Annotated in this window: 21 protein-coding genes; 11 read left to right on the top strand and 10 right to left on the bottom strand. The window is 71.7% G+C overall.

The features are described 5' to 3' along the window. The first annotated feature begins 150 nt into the window (after nucleotides 1-150). A complete protein-coding gene (locus tag EDD40_RS14245) occupies nucleotides 151-1,497 on the top strand; it encodes a jacalin-like lectin (RefSeq protein WP_123743331.1) in 1,347 nt (448 codons plus the stop codon). Between the two features lie 31 nt (nucleotides 1,498-1,528). Here EDD40_RS14245 and EDD40_RS14240 read toward each other — a convergent pair whose 3' ends face one another. Beyond that, on the bottom strand, nucleotides 1,529-1,783 hold the full coding sequence (locus tag EDD40_RS14240) for a hypothetical protein (protein ID WP_123743330.1): 255 nt from the start codon (nucleotides 1,781-1,783) through the stop codon (nucleotides 1,529-1,531). A gap of 107 nt (nucleotides 1,784-1,890) precedes the next feature. On the opposite strand from EDD40_RS14240, the gene EDD40_RS14235 reads away from it, so the two are divergent. Further along, nucleotides 1,891-2,736 (top strand): helix-turn-helix domain-containing protein, encoded by an 846-nt coding sequence (locus tag EDD40_RS14235; RefSeq protein ID WP_123743329.1) that lies wholly within the window; start codon nucleotides 1,891-1,893, stop codon nucleotides 2,734-2,736. Beyond that, on the top strand, nucleotides 2,736-2,924 hold the full coding sequence (locus EDD40_RS14230; RefSeq protein WP_123743328.1) for a DUF397 domain-containing protein: 189 nt from the start codon (nucleotides 2,736-2,738) through the stop codon (nucleotides 2,922-2,924). The genes EDD40_RS14235 and EDD40_RS14230 overlap by 1 nt, the downstream gene beginning before the upstream one ends. 12 nt (nucleotides 2,925-2,936) lie before the next feature. Here the strand turns inward: EDD40_RS14230 and EDD40_RS14225 are convergent, their stop codons facing one another. Then, on the bottom strand, nucleotides 2,937-4,592 hold the full coding sequence (locus EDD40_RS14225; protein ID WP_123748015.1) for a fumarate hydratase: 1,656 nt from the start codon (nucleotides 4,590-4,592) through the stop codon (nucleotides 2,937-2,939). A 105-nt stretch (nucleotides 4,593-4,697) separates the two neighbouring features. Here EDD40_RS14225 and EDD40_RS14220 point away from each other — a divergent pair, with 105 nt between their 5' ends. Beyond that, nucleotides 4,698-5,618, top strand: coding sequence for a phosphotransferase family protein (locus tag EDD40_RS14220; RefSeq protein WP_123743327.1), 921 nt, complete (start codon nucleotides 4,698-4,700; stop codon nucleotides 5,616-5,618). 192 nt (nucleotides 5,619-5,810) lie between these two features. Here the strand turns inward: EDD40_RS14220 and EDD40_RS14215 are convergent, their stop codons facing one another. From EDD40_RS14215 to EDD40_RS14200, 4 genes are all read right to left on the bottom strand, one after another. Beyond that, on the bottom strand, nucleotides 5,811-6,803 hold the full coding sequence (locus EDD40_RS14215) for a sigma-70 family RNA polymerase sigma factor (RefSeq protein ID WP_123743326.1): 993 nt from the start codon (nucleotides 6,801-6,803) through the stop codon (nucleotides 5,811-5,813). A 202-nt stretch (nucleotides 6,804-7,005) separates the two neighbouring features. Next, nucleotides 7,006-7,431, bottom strand: a complete 426-nt coding sequence (gene dtd, locus EDD40_RS14210; RefSeq protein WP_123743325.1) for a D-aminoacyl-tRNA deacylase — start codon at nucleotides 7,429-7,431, stop codon at nucleotides 7,006-7,008. Continuing rightward, nucleotides 7,428-8,915, bottom strand: a complete 1,488-nt coding sequence (locus EDD40_RS14205) for a DUF7782 domain-containing protein (protein ID WP_123743324.1) — start codon at nucleotides 8,913-8,915, stop codon at nucleotides 7,428-7,430. The genes dtd and EDD40_RS14205 overlap by 4 nt, the downstream gene beginning before the upstream one ends. Nucleotides 8,916-8,966: 51 nt before the next feature. Continuing rightward, entirely contained in the window at nucleotides 8,967-9,293 is a 327-nt protein-coding gene (locus EDD40_RS14200) for a hypothetical protein (RefSeq protein ID WP_246037659.1), read from the bottom strand. Nucleotides 9,294-9,370: 77 nt separating this feature from the next. Between EDD40_RS14200 and EDD40_RS14195 the strand changes: the two genes are divergently transcribed. Then, nucleotides 9,371-10,051, top strand: a complete 681-nt coding sequence (locus EDD40_RS14195; protein ID WP_123743323.1) for a TetR/AcrR family transcriptional regulator — start codon at nucleotides 9,371-9,373, stop codon at nucleotides 10,049-10,051. Here the strand turns inward: EDD40_RS14195 and EDD40_RS14190 are convergent. Further along, nucleotides 10,041-11,534, bottom strand: coding sequence for a PucR family transcriptional regulator (locus EDD40_RS14190; protein WP_123743322.1), 1,494 nt, complete (start codon nucleotides 11,532-11,534; stop codon nucleotides 10,041-10,043). The two genes, EDD40_RS14195 and EDD40_RS14190, sit on opposite strands and share 11 nt — an antisense overlap. Before the next feature lie 106 nt (nucleotides 11,535-11,640). On the opposite strand from EDD40_RS14190, the gene EDD40_RS14185 reads away from it, so the two are divergent. Continuing rightward, entirely contained in the window at nucleotides 11,641-11,955 is a 315-nt protein-coding gene (locus tag EDD40_RS14185; protein WP_123743321.1) for a DUF3099 domain-containing protein, read from the top strand. On the opposite strand, the gene EDD40_RS14180 is transcribed toward EDD40_RS14185, so the two are convergent. Together EDD40_RS14180 and EDD40_RS14175 are read right to left on the bottom strand one after the other, a co-directional pair. Continuing rightward, the gene (locus EDD40_RS14180; protein WP_123743320.1) at nucleotides 11,937-12,827 is read right to left on the bottom strand and encodes a carbohydrate kinase family protein; all 891 of its coding nucleotides are present in this window, start codon (nucleotides 12,825-12,827) and stop codon (nucleotides 11,937-11,939) included. The genes EDD40_RS14185 and EDD40_RS14180 overlap by 19 nt on opposite strands. Before the next feature lie 73 nt (nucleotides 12,828-12,900). Next, on the bottom strand, nucleotides 12,901-13,809 hold the full coding sequence (locus tag EDD40_RS14175; protein ID WP_123743319.1) for a pseudouridine-5'-phosphate glycosidase: 909 nt from the start codon (nucleotides 13,807-13,809) through the stop codon (nucleotides 12,901-12,903). Nucleotides 13,810-13,840: 31 nt separating this feature from the next. Between EDD40_RS14175 and EDD40_RS14170 the strand changes: the two genes are divergently transcribed. Next, nucleotides 13,841-14,092 (top strand): DUF3039 domain-containing protein, encoded by a 252-nt coding sequence (locus EDD40_RS14170; RefSeq protein ID WP_053717182.1) that lies wholly within the window; start codon nucleotides 13,841-13,843, stop codon nucleotides 14,090-14,092. Between the two features lie 6 nt (nucleotides 14,093-14,098). Here EDD40_RS14170 and EDD40_RS14165 read toward each other — a convergent pair whose 3' ends face one another. Then, the gene (locus EDD40_RS14165) at nucleotides 14,099-15,256 is read right to left on the bottom strand and encodes a YihY/virulence factor BrkB family protein (RefSeq protein WP_123743318.1); all 1,158 of its coding nucleotides are present in this window, start codon (nucleotides 15,254-15,256) and stop codon (nucleotides 14,099-14,101) included. A 175-nt stretch (nucleotides 15,257-15,431) separates the two neighbouring features. Here EDD40_RS14165 and EDD40_RS14160 point away from each other — a divergent pair, with 175 nt between their 5' ends. The 4 genes from EDD40_RS14160 (at nucleotide 15,432) to EDD40_RS14145 (ending at nucleotide 20,850) form a co-directional block, all read left to right on the top strand. Continuing rightward, nucleotides 15,432-17,150: a DEAD/DEAH box helicase gene (locus tag EDD40_RS14160; protein WP_123743317.1), complete on the top strand. Its 1,719-nt coding sequence runs from the start codon at nucleotides 15,432-15,434 to the stop codon at nucleotides 17,148-17,150. A 179-nt stretch (nucleotides 17,151-17,329) separates the two neighbouring features. After that, nucleotides 17,330-18,466, top strand: a complete 1,137-nt coding sequence (locus tag EDD40_RS14155) for a sugar ABC transporter substrate-binding protein (protein ID WP_123743316.1) — start codon at nucleotides 17,330-17,332, stop codon at nucleotides 18,464-18,466. A gap of 123 nt (nucleotides 18,467-18,589) precedes the next feature. After that, nucleotides 18,590-19,363, top strand: a complete 774-nt coding sequence (locus EDD40_RS14150) for an ATP-binding cassette domain-containing protein (RefSeq protein ID WP_123743315.1) — start codon at nucleotides 18,590-18,592, stop codon at nucleotides 19,361-19,363. 56 nt (nucleotides 19,364-19,419) lie between these two features. After that, nucleotides 19,420-20,850, top strand: a complete 1,431-nt coding sequence (locus tag EDD40_RS14145) for a sugar ABC transporter permease (protein ID WP_123743314.1) — start codon at nucleotides 19,420-19,422, stop codon at nucleotides 20,848-20,850. Nucleotide 20,851: the final 1 nt, after the last annotated feature.

Raw genomic sequence — 20,851 nt, 5'->3', positions numbered from 1 at the left:
GACCTCCACGAGGGCGCTGCGGTTCTACGGGGAACGAGGGCTCCTCGCCGCCGGCGTGCGGCGGGCGCGGGGAGCCGACCGGGTGAATACCTGAGAGAGTTTCGCGTCACGGGTTCCGGCGTGGCGGCCCGACCGCCAGACTCCGATGACGTGAGACGACCTCTCGGCCTGGTGCTCGCCGTCCTGCTCGCGACGACCGGCACGACCGCGCTGACCACCACCTCCGCGTCCGCCACTCCCGCGACCGCCACTCCCGCGACCGCCGACACCGCCGGGCAGTTCTCCGTGCTGACGTACAACGTCGCCGGGCTCCCGGAACCGCTCTCCGGGTCAAACCCGGCGACGAACACGCCGCTCATCGGCGCGCGCGTCCGGGACTACGCGGTGGTCAACGTCCAGGAGGACTTCAACTACCACGCCGCCCTGTACGCCGCCGACAACCACCCGCACCGCACGCCGACCAGCGGGGGAGTGCCGTTCGGCGACGGCCTGAACACCCTGTCGGCCTACCCGTACAGCGACTTCGCGCGCGTGAAGTGGGACCGGTGCAACGGCACGGACTGCCTGACCCCGAAGGGCTTCACGTTCGCCCGCCTCCACCTGGCCGAGGGCGTCCGCGTGGACCTCTACAACGTGCACGCCAACGCCGGCAGCACGGACGCCGACCTGGCCGCCCGCCGCGCGAACATCACGCAGCTGTCGCAGTACGTCGCCCTGAACTCCGCCGGCAACGCGGTGATCATCATGGGTGACACCAACACCCGCTACACCCGCGCGGGCGACAACATCCGCGACCTGGTCCGCGCCAACGGCCTCACCGACGCCTGGGTGGAGCGCGTCCGGGGCGGCGTCGAACCCGCCCTCGGCTCACCCGCGCTGGTGTGCGACCCGGCGAACGTCACCGAGGCGTGCGAGGTCGTGGACAAGGTCTTCTACCGCGACAACGCCCACGTCGACCTGACCGCGACCTCCTACCGCAACGACCACGCCTCCTTCCTCGACCCGGACGGCGAACCGCTGTCCGACCACTACCCGCACACCGTCGGCTTCTCCTGGCGGCTCGCCGACCACCTGCGGCTGAGCGAGGAGTCCGGCGGCCCGCACGGCACGCCGTTCACCGACGTCGAGGCGGTCCGCCCCGGCACCACCGTCCGCTCGGTGACCCTCAGCGGGGGCGCACGCCTGGACCGCGTCGGGGTCACGCTCACCGACGGCGCCGCCCTCGCGCACGGCGGCACCGGCGGCACCCCGACCGCGCTCGCCCTCCAGCCGGGCGAGCACCTGGTGGAAGCCACGCTCACCCGGGGGCAGCGCGACGGCCGCACCCGAATATTCTCCGTCCGGATCACCACCGACCTCGGCCGAACCGTCGCCGCGGGCACGCCCACCGCCGACCAGGTCACCGTCACCGCGCCCGCCGGCTGGCACATCGCCGGCTTCACGGGCCGCGCCGGGTCCGAGGTCGACAAGCTCGGCGTGATCTACACCCCTGTCTGAGCACTCGCCGCGGGAGCCTCCGCCCGCGCGCTCATTCCGTGGTCGCGAAGGCCGCCACCCCGTCCCACGCGAGCCACAGGTCCGCGTCGACCTGGTCCTCGTCCGCCGCGATCGTGCCCGTCTCGCCGACGTAGAGCCCCAGGTCGCACCCGTGCGCCAGCAGCATCCGCACCATCCACGGGTGCAGCTCCTCCTTCCCGTCCACCAGCTCCCGCGTGACCGTCCGGAAGTACACCCCGGTCCCGGACGTCTCGATCAAGCTCACCTGGTAGAAACGCGACCCCATCGGCACTCACTCCCCGCACCTGGTTGTATACTCTCTGAATTCGGGACGACTATCTCGTACGTACAGCATGTGCACAAGTCCCGATCGGGTGATGATCGAGGAGAGCGATGACCAGCCCACACCGCAGTGCCGCCCGCATCCAGATCGGCACCACGCTGCGCCGCCTGCGCGAAGAGGCGGGCGTGCCCCGGGAGAAGGTGGGCGAGGTCCTGCACTGCACGATGACCAAGATCAGCAACATCGAGAACGCGATCAGCGGCGTCAAGCAGGCCGAGCTGGAGAAGCTCCTGGACCTCTACCAAGCCGACGAGGCGACCCGCGAGGACCTGCTCGCGCTCAACTCGGAGGCCCACCGCCGCAGGCCCAAGAGCAAGATCGGCGGCACGATCCCACCCTGGCTGCGCCGCATCCTGGACGTCGAGGCCATCGCCGCGGAAGCCCTCTACTCGTCGTCCGAGCTGCTCCCGGCCGTCCTCCAGACCGAGTACTACGCCCGCGCGCTCATGGTCGCCAGCGGTGTGGGCGGCGAGGTCCTGGAGAAGCACCTGCAACTGCGCCTGGAACGGCGAGCACTGCTGACCGACCGCGAGCCGCCGCTGAAGCTGTGGGCGGTGATCGCGGAACCCGCGTTGCGGTCCGGCATCGGCGGTCCGGAGGTCATGCGTGACCAGGTCGAACACGTCCTGAGCATGACCGAGCGGGAGAACGTCGTGGTCCAGGTGATGCCGCAGGGAGCCGGAGCCCACGCGTTGAGCGGCACTACGCTGACCTTGTTCCGGCTGCCCGTCGGGATGCCGTCGCTGGCCAGCGTCGACGTCCCGTTCGGGGACAACTTCATCGACGGGGTCAAGCAGGTGGAGAGGATCGCCGAGCTGTTCGACCACACCCGTGCGAAGGCGTTGGGGACAGAGGAAAGCCGCGAACTCCTGACCCGGATCGTGAAGGAGACTTGATGGCCCTGAAGCCGCACGAGTGGACGAAGTTCAGCGGTACCGGCTCGAACTGCGTCGAGGTCATGCGCACGGACGACGAGGTGCTCGTCCGCAACAGCAACCGGCCGGAAGAAGTCCCACAGCGCTTCACCCACAGCGAGTGGGACTTCTTCACGCGCGGCGCCAAGCTCGGCGTGTTCGACCTGTAGAGCCCGGCGGAGCTACTTCCGGAACGAGATCTGGAGGGTCGGGGCGGAGGTCTCGGCGAAGAAGTCGTTGCCCTTGTCGTCCACCACGACAAACGCCGGGAAGTCCTCCACCTCGATCTTCCAGACCGCCTCCATGCCCAGCTCGGCGTACTCCAGCACCTCGACCTTGCGGATGCAGTCCTGGGCCAGGCGCGCGGCCGGGCCGCCGATCGAGCCCAGGTAGAAACCGCCGTGGGTCCGGCAGGCGTCCGTCACCTGCCGCGACCGGTTGCCCTTGGCCAGCATCACCAGGGAACCGCCGGCCGCCTGGAACTGCTCGACGTAGGAGTCCATCCGGCCGGCCGTCGTCGGCCCGAACGACCCGGAGGCGTACCCCTCGGGCGTCTTGGCCGGTCCGGCGTAGTACACCGGGTGGTCCTTGAGGTACTGCGGCATCGACTCGCCCGCGTCCAGCCGCTCCTTGATCTTGGCGTGCGCGATGTCCCGCGCCACCACCAGCGGACCGGTCAGCGACACGCGCGTCTTCACCGGCAGCGCCGACAGCGTCGCGCGGATCTCGGCCATCGGCCGGGTCAGGTCGACGGTCACGACCTCGTCGGACAGGGTCTCGCCGGTCACGTCGGGCAGGAAGTGCGCCGGGTCGCGCTCCAGCTGCTCCAGGAACAGGCCCTCGGGGGTGATCTTCGCCTTGACCTGCCGGTCCGCCGAGCACGACACCGCGATGCCGACCGGGCAGGACGCGCCGTGCCGGGGCAGCCGGATCACGCGCACGTCGTGGCAGAAGTACTTGCCGCCGAACTGCGCGCCGATGCCGAAGTTCCGGGTCAGCTCCAGCACCTGCTGCTCCAGGTCGACGTCCCGGAACGCGTGGCCGGCGGCGGAGCCCTCGGTGGGCAGTCCGTCGAGGTAGCGGGCGGACGCGAGCTTGGCGACCTTCAGGTTCTGCTCCGCCGACAGGCCGCCGACGACCACCGCGAGGTGGTAGGGCGGGCACGCGGCCGTGCCGAGGGAACGCAGCTTCTCGTCCAGGAACTTCGCCAGCCGCGACGGGTTCAGCAGCGCCTTCGTCTCCTGGTACAGGAACGTCTTGTTGGCCGACCCGCCGCCCTTGGCCATGAACAGGAACTCGTACTTCGGCTCCACGCCGGGCGCGGTGAACAGGTCGATCTGCGCGGGCAGGTTGGTGCCGGTGTTCTTCTCGTCCCAGAAGGTGACCGGGGCCATCTGCGAGTACCGGAGGTTCAGCTCCTGGTAGGCCTCGAAGATGCCGCGTGACAACGCCTCTTCGTCGGTGCCGCCGGTGAGCACCGACTCGGTGCGCTTGCCCATGACGATGGCGGTGCCGGTGTCCTGGCACATGGGCAGCACGCCGCCGGCGGCGATGCACGCGTTGCGCAGCAGGTCCATCGCGACGAACCGGTCGTTGCCGCTGGCCTCGGGGTCGTCCACGATCGCGCGCAGCTGGGCCAGGTGCGAGGGCCGCAGCAGGTGCTGGATGTCCCGGATCGCCTCCTTGGCCAGCAGCGTCAGCGCCGCGGGCTCGACCTGGAGGAACGTCCGGCCCGCGGCTTCGACGACCGACACGCCGTCCGGCGTCACGAGCCGGTACTCGGTGTGGTTGTCCTTGGCCAGGGGAAGGACGTCGGTGTACTGGAACGTCGGTGCCAGAAGGTTCGACGGGGTCACGTCGCGGGCTCCCTTGCGCGCTTCGGGTTCCGCCGAACTTATACCGATCGCGCCGCCGAGTCCGCACGGCGTGATGTGATTCGCGTCGTGGTCGACAGCCTCACCAAGCGCCGGCTCTCCGAAGCCGAGCTCGACGCCCTGGTCCGCCGCGTGCTGGGCGTTCCGCTCGCCGCGCACGTCGAGCTGACCGAGGGCATGTTCAACACCGCCTACCGGCTCACCGCCGCGGACGGCCGCGAGACCGTGCTGAAGGTCGCGCCGCCGGCGGACGTGCCGCTGCTCACCTACGAGCGGGACCTGATGCGCACGGAGGCGTTGGCGTTCCGGCTGATGGCGGCGCGCGGCCTGCCGGTGCCGGAGGTGCTGCTGCACGAGGACGGCCTGCTGCTGATGACGGCGTTGACCGGCGAGCCGTGGTCGTCCGCCCGCCCCGGGCTCACCGACGCCGAGCACGGTGCGCTGCGGCGTGAGCTGGGCGTGATCGTCCGCGAGCTGCACGGGATCACCGGTGACGCGTACGGCTACGTGCAGGGGCCGAACGGGGCGACCTGGCGCGAGGCGTTCACGAAGATGGTGGACGCGGTGCTGGCCGACGCGGACCGGTTCGGCGTGGAGCTGCCGGACGTGCGGCCGGCGTTCGAGGCCCGCGCGCACCTGCTGGACGAGGTCACCGAGCCGGTGCTGGTGCACTTCGACCTGTGGGAGGCGAACATCTTCCTCGCCGACGGCCACGTCGAGGGGATCATCGACCCGGAGCGGGCGCTGTTCGGCGACCCGCTGGCGGAGTTCGCGACGGTGGCGCTGTTCACCGAGCTGGACGACGACTTCAAGGCCGGCTACGGCGTCGCGGGGTTCACCGGGGGCGAGGAGACCCGGATCGCGCTCTACCGCGCGTACCTGTGCCTGGTGATGATCGTGGAGGGCGTGCCGCGCGGCTATGCCGGCGAGGAGCGGGAGGCGCACGTGCGGTTCTTCCGCGAGAAGCTCGCGGAGTACCTGGGGCTCTAGGTCAGGCGGCACATGCGGAAGGCCGGGCCGGCCCCCGACCGCCCCGACCTTCCTCGGCGTGCGACGACCTCCGCGTGATGGGGCGGAGGTGTCGCTTGGCTCGTGTAACGCACGACCGTGCCGTGACTGGCGTCACAAGTCAATCCCGCGCAGCGGTGACGTCCCGCCGGTTGGACCCTGTATCGCGTCAGCTCAGCTCGCGTAGGCCCGCAGCTTGGCGGCCCGCTCGCCCTGCCGCAGCTTCGACATGACCTCGCGCTCGATCTGCCGCACCCGCTCCCGCGACAGGCCGAACTGCTTGCCGATCTGGTCCAGGGTGCGCGGCTGGCCGTCCTCCAGCCCGTACCGCAGCCGGATCACCGCCTGCTCGCGCGCGTCCAGCGTGGCCAGCACCCGGCGCAGGTCGTCCTGCAGCAGGCCGGAGATGACCGCGCTCTCCGCGTCGGTGGCGTCGGAGTCCTCGATGAAGTCGCCGAGCGGGGCGTCCTCCTCGGTGCCGACCGGCATGTCCAGGCTCACCGGGTCGCGGGCGTGGTCGAGCAGGTCGACCACCTTCTCCGGCGACAGGCCCGACTCCTTGGCCAGCTCCTCGTTGGTCGCCTCGCGGCCCAACTGCTGGTGCAGGTCGCGCTTGATCCGGGCGAGCTTGTTGACCTGCTCCACGAGGTGGACGGGCAGCCGGATCGTGCGACCCTGGTCCGCCATTCCCCGCGTGATCGCCTGGCGGATCCACCAGGTCGCGTAGGTCGAGAACTTGAAGCCCTTGGTGTAGTCGAACTTCTCCACCGCGCGGATCAGGCCCAGGTTCCCTTCCTGGATCAGATCGAGCAGCGGCATTCCGCGGCCGGTGTATCGCTTCGCCAGCGAAACGACCAACCGCAGATTCGCTTCGAGAAGGTGGTTCTTTGCCACGTGGCCATCGCGGATCAACGCGCGCAGTTCGCGCCGGCGATCATCCGGGAGCTCCGGATGGGTCTCCAGCTTGTGCTGCGCGAAGACGCCCGCCTCGATCCGCTTGGCGAGCTCCACTTCGTCCGCCGCGGTCAGCAGCGCTGTCTTGCCGATCCCGTTCAGGTACACCCGAACCAGGTCTGCGGCCGGTCCCTGGGCGTCGAGGTCCAACTCGGCGCTCGTGGTGGTCGTCTCGTTCCCGACCTGACGGTCGAGGAGCTTCGGGACGGTCATGGAGCTCCCTCCCCCTTGTGTCGCGGGCTGGCAGTGCGGTCGTGTCGCACACTCCGCGCTGCGCTGCGCGGCACACCTTTCGGTGTCTGACACTGGTGGAAACGCGAACCGGGTCGAAATGGTTCCCGCTTCCCACGACCAGAAGACGTCACTGCCGTCACAGCGGTTGCGCCGCGAATCCTGAGGATTGGCTGAGAAGGATCTAGAGTTCGACCAACACGGTGAACGGACCGTCGTTCACACTACGCACCGACATCATCGCGCCGAACCGTCCCGTTTGTACTCGGGCGCCCTTCCGGCGCAGTTCCGAGACCACTTCCGCGACCAGCGGCTCGGCGTGGTCGGGCCGGGCGGCGGCGGTCCACGACGGCCGCCGCCCCTTGCGGGTCTCTCCGTAAAGTGTGAACTGGCTCACCACGAGCAGGGGCGCACCGGTCGTGGCGCACGACTCTTCGTCCTTCAGGACGCGCAACTCGTAGAGCTTTCGGGCCATCACGTGCGCCTTGTCGGCGGCGTCGTCGACGTGGATGCCGAGCAGCACCAACAGGCCCGGCTCGTCGATCGCGCCCACGACCTCGTCGCCCACCGTGACCGACGCCTCTGTGACCCGTGCCACAACCGCTCTCACGCGGGCACCACCATGCCGTGCCGGACGAGGTCGCGGACGATCGGGAGGGCGGACTCGGCGAGCGCGTCGGCGTCCAGGTCGTGCGCGTAGGCCAACAAGGTGACGAGGTCCTCCAGCGGCAGCGCGCCCCGGAAACCCGCGAGCAGCTTCGCCGCGGTCTCGTCCAGCTCGTGCTGCCAACCGGGGCCGTCCACGCGGTGCAGCCGGCGCACGACGGCCTCCCAGCCCTCGTCGGCGGGGGCGGAGACCTCCTCCAGCAGCACGGTCTCCGGCACGGTGAACCGGGTGGCCAGCAGCCGGTCGTCGTCGGTGGCGCGCAGCCAGGCGACCCGGTCCAGCCAGGCGGCGGACTCGGGGCCCAGCGGGTCGTCGAAGGCGTGGCGCAGGTCTTCGCACACGACCTCGGGGTGCTCGGTGTCGGTGCGGCGGAGCGTGACGAAGCCGAACCCGACGCCCTCGACGTCGTTCTCGGCGAACCAGTCGAGCCAGGCGGCGGCCTTGGCGCGGCCTTCCTCGCCGCGCGGGTCGACGCCCGCGTCGCGCAGCCAGGTGCCGACGTAGAGGGCGGGGTCGGCGACGTCGCGCTGCACGAACCAGGCGTCCACCCCGCCGCGCGGCAGCCACGCGGAGACGCGGTCGGCCCAGTCCTCGCCCTTGCGGTGCAGCCAGGAGGCCAGGAGCTGGCCCACGCCGCCCTCGTTGAGGAAGGACGGCATCTGGCGCACGACCAGGGCGCTGGCGTCGTCGCCGGCGAGGCCGGAGTCGCGGTAGGTGTAGTCGACCCGGGGCGGGCCCACGACGAACGGCGGGTTGCAGACGACCTGGTCGAACCGCCGGCCGCGCAGGGGGCCGAACCACTCGCCCTGGCGCAGCTCGACGTCGACCTCGTTGATCCGGAACGTGCCCGCGGCCAGGGCGAGCGCGCGTTCGGACAGGTCGGTGGCGGTGATCCGGCCGGCGTGGCGGCTCGCGTGCAGCGCCTGGACGCCGCAGCCGGTGCCCAGGTCGAGCAGGGTGTCGACCTGGCGGCGGGAGGTGGCGCGGGCGAGGCTGATGGACGCGTGGCCGACGCCGAGCACGTGGTCGGCCGGCACGGGCCCGCCGCGCTGGTCGGCGTCCTGGTCGGCGATGACCCACCAGGAGCCCTCGTCGTCGCCGTAGGGGCGGATGTCGAGCCCGGCCCGCAGGCCTTCGCCGTCACCGCGCAGCACCTCGGCCTTGACGGCGGTGTCCAGGTCGACGTCCGGGAGCGCGGCCCGCACGGCGGCCTCGGACTCGGTGTCGCCGAGCAGGAACAGCCGGACGAGGGTGCCGAGGGCGCCGGCGTCCCGGGTGGCCCGCCGGGCGGCCTCCGGCTCGCCGCGGCCGAGGGCGGCGTGGGCCTGCGGCCCGAGCACGTCGACCACCCCGTCCGCGTCGTAGTCGGCGGCCCGGAACGCCTCGCGCAGCCGGGTGGTCAGGTCGGCAGAAAGATCAGGGAGCACGCGGTCATGGTCTCGCGGCCCACCCGGTCGCGCCGGACCAGCCCCCGTCGGTCACGCGAGGCTCGCCACGAAGGCCGCGAAGTTCCGCTCGGTCCGCGCCCGGTAGCCGATGAACAGGCGGTTGGCCAGCGGCACGGCCCACCGGCCCCGGCGGGCGACGTTGCGGACGCGGTGCGTCAGCCGCGCGCCGTCGGCGGTCGCCTCCACCTGGTACTCGCCGCGGTACCACCACCCGCCCTGCACGGCGACCGTCCGCCGCGCGCGGTCCACCTCGACCCGGCCGCCGCCCGCGTCCCGGATCACCGCCTCCACGGAGGCCAGCACGGAGTCCGCGGGCACGGGCACGGTCGCGGTCAGCTCGATCATCGGCTCGGTCACGAGTCCCCTTTCGAACAGTGTTCGTTCCACGAACGATGTTCCTGACGAACGGTGTTCGTGTCAAGTACGGTGTTCGCATGACGCAGGACCCGCCCTGGCGCACGCCGCCCGTCAAACCGGCCGCCAAGCCGCGCCTGTCCCAGGAGCTGATCGTGCGCACCGGCCTGGACGTGCTGCTGCGGGAAGGCCTCGACGCGGTCAGCATGCGGCGGGTCGCGCAGGCCCTCGGCACGGGACCGGCGTCGCTCTACGCCCACGTCGCCACGAAGGACGAGCTGGTCGAGCTGATGCTGGACCAGGTCCTGGAAGAGGTGCCGCTGCCCGCGCCCGACCCCGAGCGCTGGCGCGACCAGGTCCGGGAACTGCTCCGGGCCCAGGTCGGTGCCATGCGGTCGTACCCCGGCATCGCGAAGGTCGCCTGGCAGGTGATGATCCCGGTCGGCCCGAACGCCCTGCGCCACGCCGAGGCGCTGCTCAGCCTCCTGCGCGCGGGCGGCCTGCCGCTCACCCGCGCCGCCTACGCCGCCGACGCGCTCGCGCTCTACACCAAGGCGTTCGCCTACGAGGGCAGCATGTGGGGCGCGGTCGACCAGACCGAGATCGCGGCCCGGGGCAGGCGGATGGGGGAGTACCTGGCCTCGCTGCCGCCGGACGCGTTCGTGCACGTGCCCGCCACCGGCCACCTGTTCACCGCCGAGACCGCCGCCGAGCGGTTCGAGTTCGGCCTGGACATGCTGCTCGGCGGGCTCAGGGCGTGATCGCCAGCGCGATGGCCATGGCCAGCCGCTGCTCCGGGTCGTCCAACGGCAACGACGTCACCGCCGCCATCCGCTGCATCCGGTAGCGCAACGTGTTCGGGTGCACCGACAGCACCCGGGCGGCCTCGCGGGAGTCCCCCTGGGCCGCCAGCCAGGCCCGCAACGTCATCGCGTACTGCGTGCCGTGCTCGGCGTCGTGCCGCACCAGGTCCGCCACCGGCCCGCGCGACGGCAACCGCCCGGCCTCCGCCACCGCCGCCAACCGCCGCAGCAGCACCCGCGCCCACGCCCGGTCGTACACCACGGGCTCGCCCTCGGACAGGGCCAGGCACTCGTCGGCCTCGCCGCGCGACGCGGGCAGCGACGCGGCGTCCGCCCGGCCGCCGACCCCGGCCAGCACGACCGCTTCGGCGGGCAGCTCACGCCCGAGCGCTCGCACCCAGTCCACGGCCGTCGCCGGGTCGTCCCCGCACGGCAGCACGGTGTAGAGCACGTTGCCGAACAACGCCGACCGGCCCGGCCGCGACCAGCCGAAACCCGCCGTGGCCCGGGAGAACGCCAGCAGCGCCGCCCCGTGCTCGCCCTCGCCGGCGTGCGCCTGCACGGCGATCACCCGCAGGTCGGTCGACGGCAACCCCAGCCGGGCCAGGTTCGCGGGCAGCCCCGAGTCAAGCGCCTCGATCACCAGGTCCGCCTCGGCCTGCCGCTCCAGGTCCGCCGACGCCCGCGCCCGCAGCAGGTGCAGCGCCGCCGTCCGCGCGCCGTCCACCAGCGCCGCCGCCCGCACCGCGTCCACCGGGTCGTCCACCTCGACCCACACCGAGCCCAGCAGCTCGCGCCCGGCCCGCACCGCCGCCACCAGCCGCCCGCCGAGCTGGTCGGTCAGCTTCGGCACGAACAGCGGCTCGTCGGACCGCGCCAGGTGGGTGAACACGCCGTACCCGTCCAGCGCCTGCCAGGCCTCCTCCGGCACCCGCCGGCCCAGGATCGTCTGCACCCGCACCGGGTCGACGCCCTGCTGCCGGTAGGAGTAGGCCAGCACCCGGGACTGCTGGTCCTCGATCGTCACGGGCCCGCCGACCACCGCCGCGATCACGTCCGCCACCGCGAACAGGTCGCCGGCGCCCTGCCCACCCAGCACGAGGGTCTGCGCGACGTTCGCCAACTGCCCCCACGGCACCGACGGGTCCACCAGCAGCACCGCCGCCCCGGACCGCTTCGCGGCGGCCAGCACCCGTTCGTCCAGCGGCGGCGCGCCGTGCAGCACGACCGCCGCCGCCGACGTGCCGCCGACCAGCCGCGCCGCGGCGGCGGGCGAGGGCACGCCCAACCCGAGCAGCACGTCGTCCGCCGCGGCCGCGGTGTGCTCCGCCGGGTCGTGCAGCGCCACCCCGCGCAGCTCCACGTCCCGCCCGCGTGGCGCGCAGCTCAGGTGCGTGCCGAGGCTCCCGAGCACGTCCACCAGGCGATCAAGGGCGACCACAGCCGGATCGTACGGCGTCGGATCAGGCCGCCGCCGTCCGCGCGGCAGCGGCCGAAAACACAATCCGCAGGTATCCGTCGCGCCCGCGTGGTGGGACGATGGAGGCATGGTCAGTCCCGAGCGCGACGGCACACCGGTGCTCATCACCGAGGCAGCGCCCTCCTACGAGGAGCAGCACGCCGCGCGCAAACGCAAGTACGCGATCATGATGGGCGCCCGCATCCCGTGCCTCATCCTGGCGATGGTCTTCTACCAGACCTGGTGGCTGGCCCTGGCGCTGATCGTGCTGTCCGTGCCGCTGCCGTGGATGGCCGTGCTGATCGCGAACGACCGGCCTCCCCGCAAGGCGGAGAAGGCCAGCCGGCTCACCAAGGAGCACCGGGCGATCGAGTCGCGCCCGCATCACGTCATCGAGGGCTGACCCGCCGCCGACGGCTGCGCCCCGACCGCGGACACGGCCCGGGCCGCCGCGCGCACCCCGCCGAGCAGCGCGTCCAGCCGGGACGCGCCCGCCAGCCACGCCGCCAGCAGCCCGGCGTCGAACGCGTCGCCGGCGCCCGTCGAGTCCACGCACTCGACGTCCTCGGCCGGCACCGACACCACGCCGTCCCGGTCCACCCAGCTCGCGCCGTCCGCGCCGGACGTCAACGCCACCGCGCCCACCACGTCCAGCAGCGCCGAGGCCGACGCCGGCTCCGCCGACCCGGTGAGCGCCACCAGCTCCTCGGTGTTGGGCAGCAGCAGGTCGACGCCGCGGATGTCGTCCAGGAACCCGTCGTAGATCAACGCCGACGACTGCGGGTCGACCGACGTGGTCAACCCGGCCTCCCGGGCCGCGCGCAGCACCGCCAACCCGGCGGGCCGCGACGACGCGTCCAGCAGCACGTACCCGGACAGGTGCAGGTGCGAGGCGTCCCGCAGCAGCCCCCGGTCCAGGTCGCCGGGGGAGAAGCGGGCGTTCGCGCCCCGGTCGGGCAGCATGCTGCGCTGACCGGTCTCGTCCACCAGCACCACCACGCAGCACGTCGCCGCCTCGGTGTCCACGGCGAACGCGCACCGCACCCCGGCCGACGTCAGCTCGGCGTGCACCTGGCGGCCCGCCGAGTCCGCGCCGACCCGCGCCACCAGCACCGGCGACGTGCCGCACGCGGCCAGCCACACCGCCGTGTTGGCGCCCGCGCCGCCGGGCTCGATGGTCACCGACGCCCGCGAGTCGCCGCCGTGCACGATCGGCCCCGCGTGCCGGGCCACCACGTCCAGGCCGGCGTCACCGACGACGACGATCCCGCTCACGACGCCTCCCCGCCGAGGCTCGTCGGGGTCGTGACCGGCCGCGCTGCGTCCCGTGGCGACCTCGCGAGCTCGCTCACGCCGCCAGCTCCACGGCCACCGCCGCGGCCAGGGCGGCGTTCGACACGACCAACGCCTCGTTGGCGTCCAGGCTCACCCCGCCGCTCGCGGTGTGGAAGTGCTCCAGCAGCACGGGCGTGACCTCCTTGCCGTGCACGTCGCGCGTGCGCAGCAGCTCCAGGCCCTCCGCCAGCAGCCGGTCGTGCAGGTCGGCGTCCATCTCGAAGTCGACCGGGATCGGGTTGGCCAGCAGCACGCCCGCCGCGCCGGGCACCGTCCGGTGCGCCGCGACCACGGCGGCGGCGTCCCGCGCCGAGTCGACCCGCCACGGCACGCCGAACGCCGACTCGCGCCGGTAGAACGCGGGGAAGCGGTCCGTGCCGAAGCCGATCACCGGCACCGAGCGGGTCTCCAGCAGCTCCAGCGTGGCGCCCATGTCCAGGATCGACTTCACGCCCGAGCACACCACCAGCACCGGCGTCGTGGCCAGCACGTCCAGGTCGGCGGACACGTCCCAGGTCTCGCGCGCGCCCCGGTGCACGCCACCCAGACCACCGGTGGCGAACACCCCGATGCCCGCCGCGTGGGCCAGCGCGGCCGTGCTCGCGACGGTCGTCGCGCCGTCGCGCTTCAGGGCGTACGCGGCGCCCAGGTCCCGTCGCGACAGCTTCACCAGGTCGTTGGCGGGGTCGCAGACGCGGTCGAGTTCGGCGGGGGTCAACCCGATCTTGGGCACGCCGCCGAGCACGGCGATCGTGGCAGGCACCGCGCCCGCGGCGCGCACCACGCCTTCGAGCCGTTCGGCGACCTCGCGGTTGCGGCCGGGCGGTAGCCCGTGGGACAGGATCGTGCTCTCCAACGCGACCACCGGCCGGTTCTCGGCCAGGGCGGATCGGACCTCTTCGGTGACGCTCGGCGTGCTCACGAGGGGCCATCATCCCAGGTACGCTGTCCGCGTGAGCACGCAGACTCTGCCCGAGGTGGAGACCCGGCCGGAAGGCACGGACCACACCGGGGACGACACCCCGAAGATGTTCCACTACGTGCGCAAGGCCAAGATCGCGGAAAGCGCGGTGATGGGCACGCACGTGGTGGCGTTGTGCGGCGAGGTGTTCCCGGTGACGAAGTCGCCGAAGCCGGGCTCCCCCGTCTGCCCCGAGTGCAAGAAGATCTTCGACGGCCTGCCCAAGGGTGGCGGCGGCGAGTAGGACCCGCTAGGACGGCCCCGGCGTCGACCCGCCGGGGCCCGACCCGTGCCCGCTCACCGGCGTCTCGCGCGGCCCGCGCCGCTCCACCGGCAACGGCACGGTGTGGTTGGTGTCCGCGGGCGACGGCGCGGTGTGGTCGCGGTCCGGCGCGGTGTCCGCCGGCGGGCCGGCCTGGGGCGGCTGCCTGACCTCGTCGGACCGGATCCGCTCGGCGGCGCGCTCCAGCTCCAGCCGCTGCCACCGCCGGCGCTGCCGCCGGGTCATCCTCGCCGGCCACATCTCCTGCAACGCGCTGTTGAAGTACGCGCCGAGCGTGATCGCCAACCCGATCAGGTAGGCGAACAGCAGGAACGCGATCGGCGTCGCCAACGCGCCGTAGGTGTACCCGGTGGTCGTGATCCACTGGATGTAGAGCCGCAGCCCGATGGACGACAGCAGGAACACCGCCATCGCCAGCACGGCGCCCGGCACGAGCCGGTGCCACGGCAGCTTGTTCGGCAGCGACAGCTTGTACAGCGTCGCCAGCGCCACCACCAGCAGCACCGCCATGCCCGGGTAGTAGAACCCGCTCAGCCACGACTCGATGGTCGGCTGCCACGAGTCCGGGAACACCTGCGGCAGCAGGTCCGGGCCCAGCGCCACCACCGGCAGGCCGATGATCAGCAGCACCAGGCTCGCCATGTACAGCAGCAGCGCGAAGATCCGCTGCCACACCTCGTTGCGCACGCCGTACTGGTCGTGCGCGGCGGTGATCGCGTCCACGAACGACGACATCGCCGACGACCCGGCCCACAGCGAGATCAGGAACCCGACCGAGACGATCTCGCCCTTGCCGGTGGTGAGGATCTGGTCGACGGTGGGCACGATCACCCCGTTGACCACGTCCGGGCTGAAGATCGTCCGGCAGGTGGAGATGATCCGGTCCTTGACCGCGCTCACGACCTCCGGCCCGAACCAGTCGCCCAGGTAGCCGAGGCTGCCCAGCAGGCCCAGCAGCAGCGGCGGGAACGACAGGACCTGCCAGAACGCCGCCTCGGCCGCCTCGGAGAAGATGCTGCCTTCCCAGGCCTTGGAGAGCGTGCGCGCCAACAGGCGCAGGGGCCCCTTGCGGCCCGTGCTGCGTGCTGTCTCGTCCCTCGGCGAACCCATCGCAACATCAAGCATGGTGCATGGCGGGTGATTTCGCGGCATCGGCGACCGTGGGCCGCGGGCCGAGCGGGTAGGCTGTCGATGCCCTCGACCGGTCACCCGCACCGAGGGCATTTGCGTGTCCACCACCGCAACACCGCCGCACGACCGCCGCGGCACCACCGCTGATCAGCGCAGGAAGGGTTCGAGGTTGTCGCAACCGCAAGTCGCCGCGACCCGACCGCTGCGAGCCTGGCAGCGCCGCGCGCTCACCAAATACCTGGCCGCGAAACCGAAGGACTTCTTGGCCGTCGCCACGCCCGGCGCGGGCAAGACGACCTTCGGCCTGCGCGTCGCCGCCGAGTTGCTGGCCGACCGCACGATCGAGGCCGTCACCGTCGTCACGCCCACCGAGCACCTCAAGCACCAGTGGGCGCGGGCGGCGGCCGAGGCGGGCATCGCGATCGACTCGAACTTCCGCAACACCAACGCGATGACCTCCCGCGACTACCACGGCGTCGCGCTCACCTACGCCCAGGTCGCCGCCCACCCCACGCTGCACCGGGTGCGCACGGAGAACCGCAAGACGCTCGTGCTGCTCGACGAGATCCACCACGGCGGCGACGCCAAGTCGTGGGGTGACGCGATCCGCGAGGCGTTCACGCCGGCCGTGCGGCGGATGTGCCTGACCGGAACGCCGTTCCGCTCGGACGACTCGCCGATCCCGTTCATCAGCTACGAGCCCGGCCCGGACGGCGTGCAGCGCAGCCGCGCGGACCACTCCTACGGCTACTCCGACGCCCTGCGCGACGGCGTGGTCCGGCCGGTGATCTTCCTGGCCTACTCGGGCGAGGCGAGCTGGCGCACCAGCGCGGGCGAGGAGTTCTCCGCCCGGCTCGGCGAGCCGCTGACCCAGGAGCAGACCGCGCGGGCGTGGCGGGTGGCGCTGGACCCGACGGGCGAGTGGATGCCGTCGGTGCTCAAGGCCGCCGACATGCGCCTGACCCAGCTGCGCCAGGGCGGCATGCCGGACGCGGGCGGCCTGGTGATCGCCACCGACCAGACCGTGGCCAAGGCCTACGCCGAGATCCTCAAGCGCAACACCGGCCACGACGCGACCCTGGTGCTCTCCGACGACCCGAAGGCGTCCGGCCGGATCGCCGAGTTCGCCGCCTCGCAGGACCGCTGGCTGATCGCGGTCCGCATGGTGTCCGAGGGCGTGGACGTGCCGCGGCTGGCCGTCGGCGTGTACGCCACCAGCGCCTCGACGCCGCTGTTCTTCGCCCAGGCCGTCGGCCGGTTCGTGCGGCAGCGCGCCAGGGGCGAGACGGCCAGCGTGTTCCTGCCCAGCGTGCCGGTCCTGCTCGGGCTGGCCAGCGAGCTGGAGCAGCAGCGCGACCACGTGCTCGGCAAGCCGCACCGCGAGAAGGACGGCTGGGACGACGAGCTGCTGGCCCAGGCCAACCAGGCCAAGGACGAGCCGGGCGAGGAGGAGAAGGCGTTCACCGCGCTGGGCGCCTCCGCCGAGCTGGACCAGGTGATCTACGACGGCTCGTCGTTCGGCACGGCCGCGTTCGCGGGCAGCGACGAGGAGCAGGAGTACCTGGGGCTGCCGGGTCTGCTGGAGCCCGACCAGGTGCGGGCGCTGCTGCGGCAGCGGCAGGAGAAGCAGCTCGTCGAGGCCAGCAAGCGCCAGGTCGCCGCACCGGCGGCGCCGCCGCCCGCCGCGACGCGGCCCGCCGGCGTGCAGGAACGGCTGGCGCAGCTGCGCAAGGAGCTCAACACGCTCGTGGCCATGCACCACCACCGCACGAAGAAGCCGCACGGCAAGATCCACAACCAGTTGCGCGAGTACTGCGGGGGCCCGCCGACGGCCATGGCGAGCATCGAACAGCTCGAGGAGCGGATCGCCACGCTCCGCTCTTGGTGACCTTTGTTGTGACCTGAGGTGACCGACTACTGCATTGGACGTAGTCAGATGTCCGTTCGGTTACCTCCTCGTTAGCGCATCGTGCCTACTTTACCGGTCAAGTGTGCTTCCGGTCACCGCCTGTCCCGGCATACGTTGTGCGCCACAACATTTACGCTCCTGCGTGAAAGGGATGGCGGATGCGCAGCAAGAGCCTCGCTCTCATCGCCGTTGGCACCGGCCTCGCCGTTGCCATGACGGCATGTGGCGCCAACACGTCCGGCGGCAACTCACCCGCCTCGGACACCAACACGAACAGCGGCTCGGGCGGCGCGAAGGTCGGCGTCATCCTCCCCGAGACCGCCAGCTCCGCGCGCTGGGAGGGCTTCGACAAGCCGCTCCTGAAGAAGGCGCTGGAGGCCGAGGGCCTCCAGGCGGACATCCAGAACGCCCAGGGCGACGTGCAGAAGTTCTCCACGCTCGCCGACGGCATGATCAACGCCGGTGTCAAGGTCCTGATCATCGCCACGCCGAACAGCGAGATCGGCGCGACGGTCGCGAAGAAGGCCGAGGCGCAGGGCATCCCGGTCATCGACTACGACCGGCTGAACCTGGGCGGCAGCTCGAAGTACTACGTCTCGTTCGACAACGAGAAGGTCGGCGAGCTGCAGGGCCAGGGCCTCGTCGAGGGCCTCGCCGCGCTGGCGCCCGCCAAGAAGCCGGCCGAGATCATCGAGATCGAGGGCGCGCCGACGGACAACAACGCGACGCTGTTCTACAACGGCCAGCAGAAGGTCCTCAAGCCGAAGTACGAGGCCGGCGACCTGAAGCTCGTCCAGTCGAAGCCGATCGACAAGTGGGACAACCAGGTCGGCGGCACCACCTTCGAGCAGATCCTGACCGGCAACGGCCAGAAGGTGGACGGCGTCGTCGCCGCCAACGACGGCCTCGCGGGCGCGATCATCACCGTGCTCAAGAAGTACGGCCTGAACGGCAAGGTCCCGGTCACCGGCCAGGACGCCACCCCGGAGGGCCTGCAGGCCATCCTGCGCGGCGACCAGTTCATGACCGTGTTCAAGCCGATCAACGAGCAGGCCGAGGCCACCGCCAAGCTGGCCGCCGCGCTGGCCAAGGGCGACACGGCCGCCGCCGACAAGATGGCGACCGGCGTCACCAAGGACACCACCGGCAACCGCGACGTCAAGTCGGTCCTGCTGCCCGCGCAGCTGATCACCAAGGACAAGGTCAAGACGGTCGTGGACGCGGGCTTCGTCAAGGCGACGGAGGTCTGCGGCGGCGACCTGGCCGCCGTCTGCACCGAGCTCGGCATCAAGTAAGTCAAGGCTCGCGCCGGGGCGGGGTGTGGGAGACGCACCCCGCCCCGGCGCGCCCACCCACGTGTGGGGCTGCACCCGAGAACGGGTTGGACCCCTTCAGACGGGTTAGACGGAGGAATTCCAGTGAGCGAGCCGATCCTCGAGCTGCGCGGCATCAACAAGAGCTTCGGGCCCGTGCACGTCCTGCACGACATCGACTTCGAGGTCCACCCGGGCCAGGTCACCGCGCTCGTCGGCGACAACGGCGCGGGCAAGTCGACGTTGGTCAAGTGCATCGCGGGCATCCACCCGACCGACTCCGGTCAGGTCGTGTTCGACGGCGAGGAAGTGCACATCCACGGCCCGCGCGACGCCGCGCACCTGGGCATCGAGGTCGTCTACCAGGACCTCGCGCTGTGCGACAACCTCGACATCGTGCAGAACATGTTCCTCGGCCGGGAGCGCGGCAAGCTGGGCATGCTCGACGAGGCGGACATGGAGCAGGCCGCCCGCAAGACGCTGACCTCGCTGTCGGTGCGCACGGTCAAGTCGGTGCGCACGCAGGTCGCGTCGCTGTCCGGCGGTCAGCGGCAGACCGTGGCCATCGCCAAGGCCGTGCTGTGGAACAGCAAGGTCGTGCTGCTGGACGAGCCGACCGCGGCGCTGGGCGTCGCCCAGACCCGCCAGGTCCTCGACCTGGTGCGCCGGCTGGCCGAGCAGGGCCTGGGCGTCGTGCTGATCAGCCACAACATGAACGACGTGTTCGAGGTCGCGGACCGCATCGCCTGCCTGTACCTGGGCCGGATGGCGGCCGAGGTCAACACCAAGGACGTCACCCACGGCCAGGTGGTCGAGCTGATCACCGCCGGCCGCTCCGGGGACCTGGGCATCGCCCGACCCGAATCCGCGACCATCTGATGCCCGCCCCGGATCGACACCGGCACAGTAGAGCTCCCCACGACGAGGAACGCAGCATGCCCAACACCACGAGCGAGACCGCCCCGGACGCACCCCAGGGCGCGGCGATCTCCGACTTCGGCATCGACACCACGTCCCAGTCCACCGGCGAGGCGGTGCGCGACTACACGGCCCGGCTGCGGGGCGGCGAACTCGGCTCCCTGCCCGCGCTGCTCGGCGTGGTCGTGCTGCTGATCGTGTTCAGCTCCCTCGCGGACACGTTCCTGACCCTGGGCAACATCGCGAACCTCCTCGCGCAGGGCGCGAGCGTCGTGATCATCGCCATGGGCCTGGTGTTCGTCCTGCTCCTGGGCGAGATCGACCTGTCCGCGGGCACCGCCTCCGGCGTCACCGCCTCGGTGATGGCGCTGCACCTGATCAACGGCGGCAACCTGCTCGGCGGCATGGGCGACACCGTCTTCTACCTCTTCTGCGGCCTGCTGGCGCTGGCCGCCGTGCTGGCCGGGCTCATGCGCATCTGGGCGGGCGTCGCCATGTCGGTGATCGCGCTGGTCATCGCGCTGGTCGGGGTGCCCGCCAACCCGTGGGTCGAGATGCTGCTGGCCGTCTGCGTCGGCACCGCGATCGGCTGCATCACCGGCTTCCTGGTCGCCCGCGTCGGCATCCCCTCGTTCGTCGTGACCCTCGCGCTGTTCCTGGCCTGGGGCGGTGTCATCCTCCAGTTCATCGGCGAGGGCGGCACGCTCGGCCTGCGCGACGACGTGATCTTCAACGTCGCCAACGGCAACCTGAGCACCGCGGGCTCCTGGGCGCTGTTCGTCATCGCCGCCGGTGGCTACGGGGCGGTCGTGCTCGGCCGCCACTTCAGCAGGCTGCGCCGCGGCCTGGTCGCGTCGCCCACCCCGATCGTGCTGGTCAAGGTCGGCGTGGTGCTCGTGCTGGGCGCGGTGGCCACCTACGCCTTGACGCTCAACCGCTCCAAGAGCGACCTCGTGGTGATCACCGGCGTGCCGTTCGTGGTGCCGATCGTGCTCGTCCTGCTGGTCATCGGCACGTTCGTGCTCGAACGCACCCGCTACGGCCGGCACGTCTACGCCGTCGGCGGCAACCAGGAAGCGGCCCGCCGCGCCGGCATCAACGTGGCGCAGATCCGGATGAGCGTGTTCGTGATCGCCTCCTCGATGGCCGCCATCGGCGCGATCGTCTACTCGTCGAAGGTCGGCTCGGTCGACCCGAACGCCGGTGGCGGCAACACGCTGCTGATGGCGGTCGGCGCGGCCGTGATCGGCGGCACGTCGCTGTTCGGCGGCAAGGGCAAGCTGCGCGACGCGGTCATCGGTGGCGCGGTGCTCGCGATCATCCAGAACGGCATGGGCCTGCTCGACCAGCCCGCCGCCGTGGTGTTCATCGTGACCGGCCTCGTGCTGCTCCTGGCCGCGAGTGTCGACGCGCTGTCCCGCCGCCGGGCGGCGTCCACCGTCCGCTGAC

The organism is Saccharothrix texasensis (assembly GCF_003752005.1).
Taxonomy (GTDB): Bacteria; Actinomycetota; Actinomycetes; order Mycobacteriales; family Pseudonocardiaceae; genus Actinosynnema; species Actinosynnema texasense.
The sequence above is the reverse complement of the archived record's forward strand: the minus strand, read 5'-3'. Positions and strand labels throughout refer to the sequence as shown.

Coding starts and splice junctions, on each gene's coding strand:
- EDD40_RS14240 (WP_123743330.1), bottom strand. CDS start 1,783: ATGGGGTCGCGTTTCTACCAGGTGAGCTTGATCGAGACGTCCGGGACC.
- EDD40_RS14235 (WP_123743329.1), top strand. CDS start 1,891: ATGACCAGCCCACACCGCAGTGCCGCCCGCATCCAGATCGGCACCACG.
- EDD40_RS14230 (WP_123743328.1), top strand. CDS start 2,736: ATGGCCCTGAAGCCGCACGAGTGGACGAAGTTCAGCGGTACCGGCTCG.
- EDD40_RS14215 (WP_123743326.1), bottom strand. CDS start 6,803: ATGACCGTCCCGAAGCTCCTCGACCGTCAGGTCGGGAACGAGACGACC.
- EDD40_RS14195 (WP_123743323.1), top strand. CDS start 9,371: ATGACGCAGGACCCGCCCTGGCGCACGCCGCCCGTCAAACCGGCCGCC.
- EDD40_RS14185 (WP_123743321.1), top strand. CDS start 11,641: ATGGTCAGTCCCGAGCGCGACGGCACACCGGTGCTCATCACCGAGGCA.
- EDD40_RS14165 (WP_123743318.1), bottom strand. CDS start 15,256: ATGCTTGATGTTGCGATGGGTTCGCCGAGGGACGAGACAGCACGCAGC.
- EDD40_RS14155 (WP_123743316.1), top strand. CDS start 17,330: ATGCGCAGCAAGAGCCTCGCTCTCATCGCCGTTGGCACCGGCCTCGCC.
- EDD40_RS14145 (WP_123743314.1), top strand. CDS start 19,420: ATGCCCAACACCACGAGCGAGACCGCCCCGGACGCACCCCAGGGCGCG.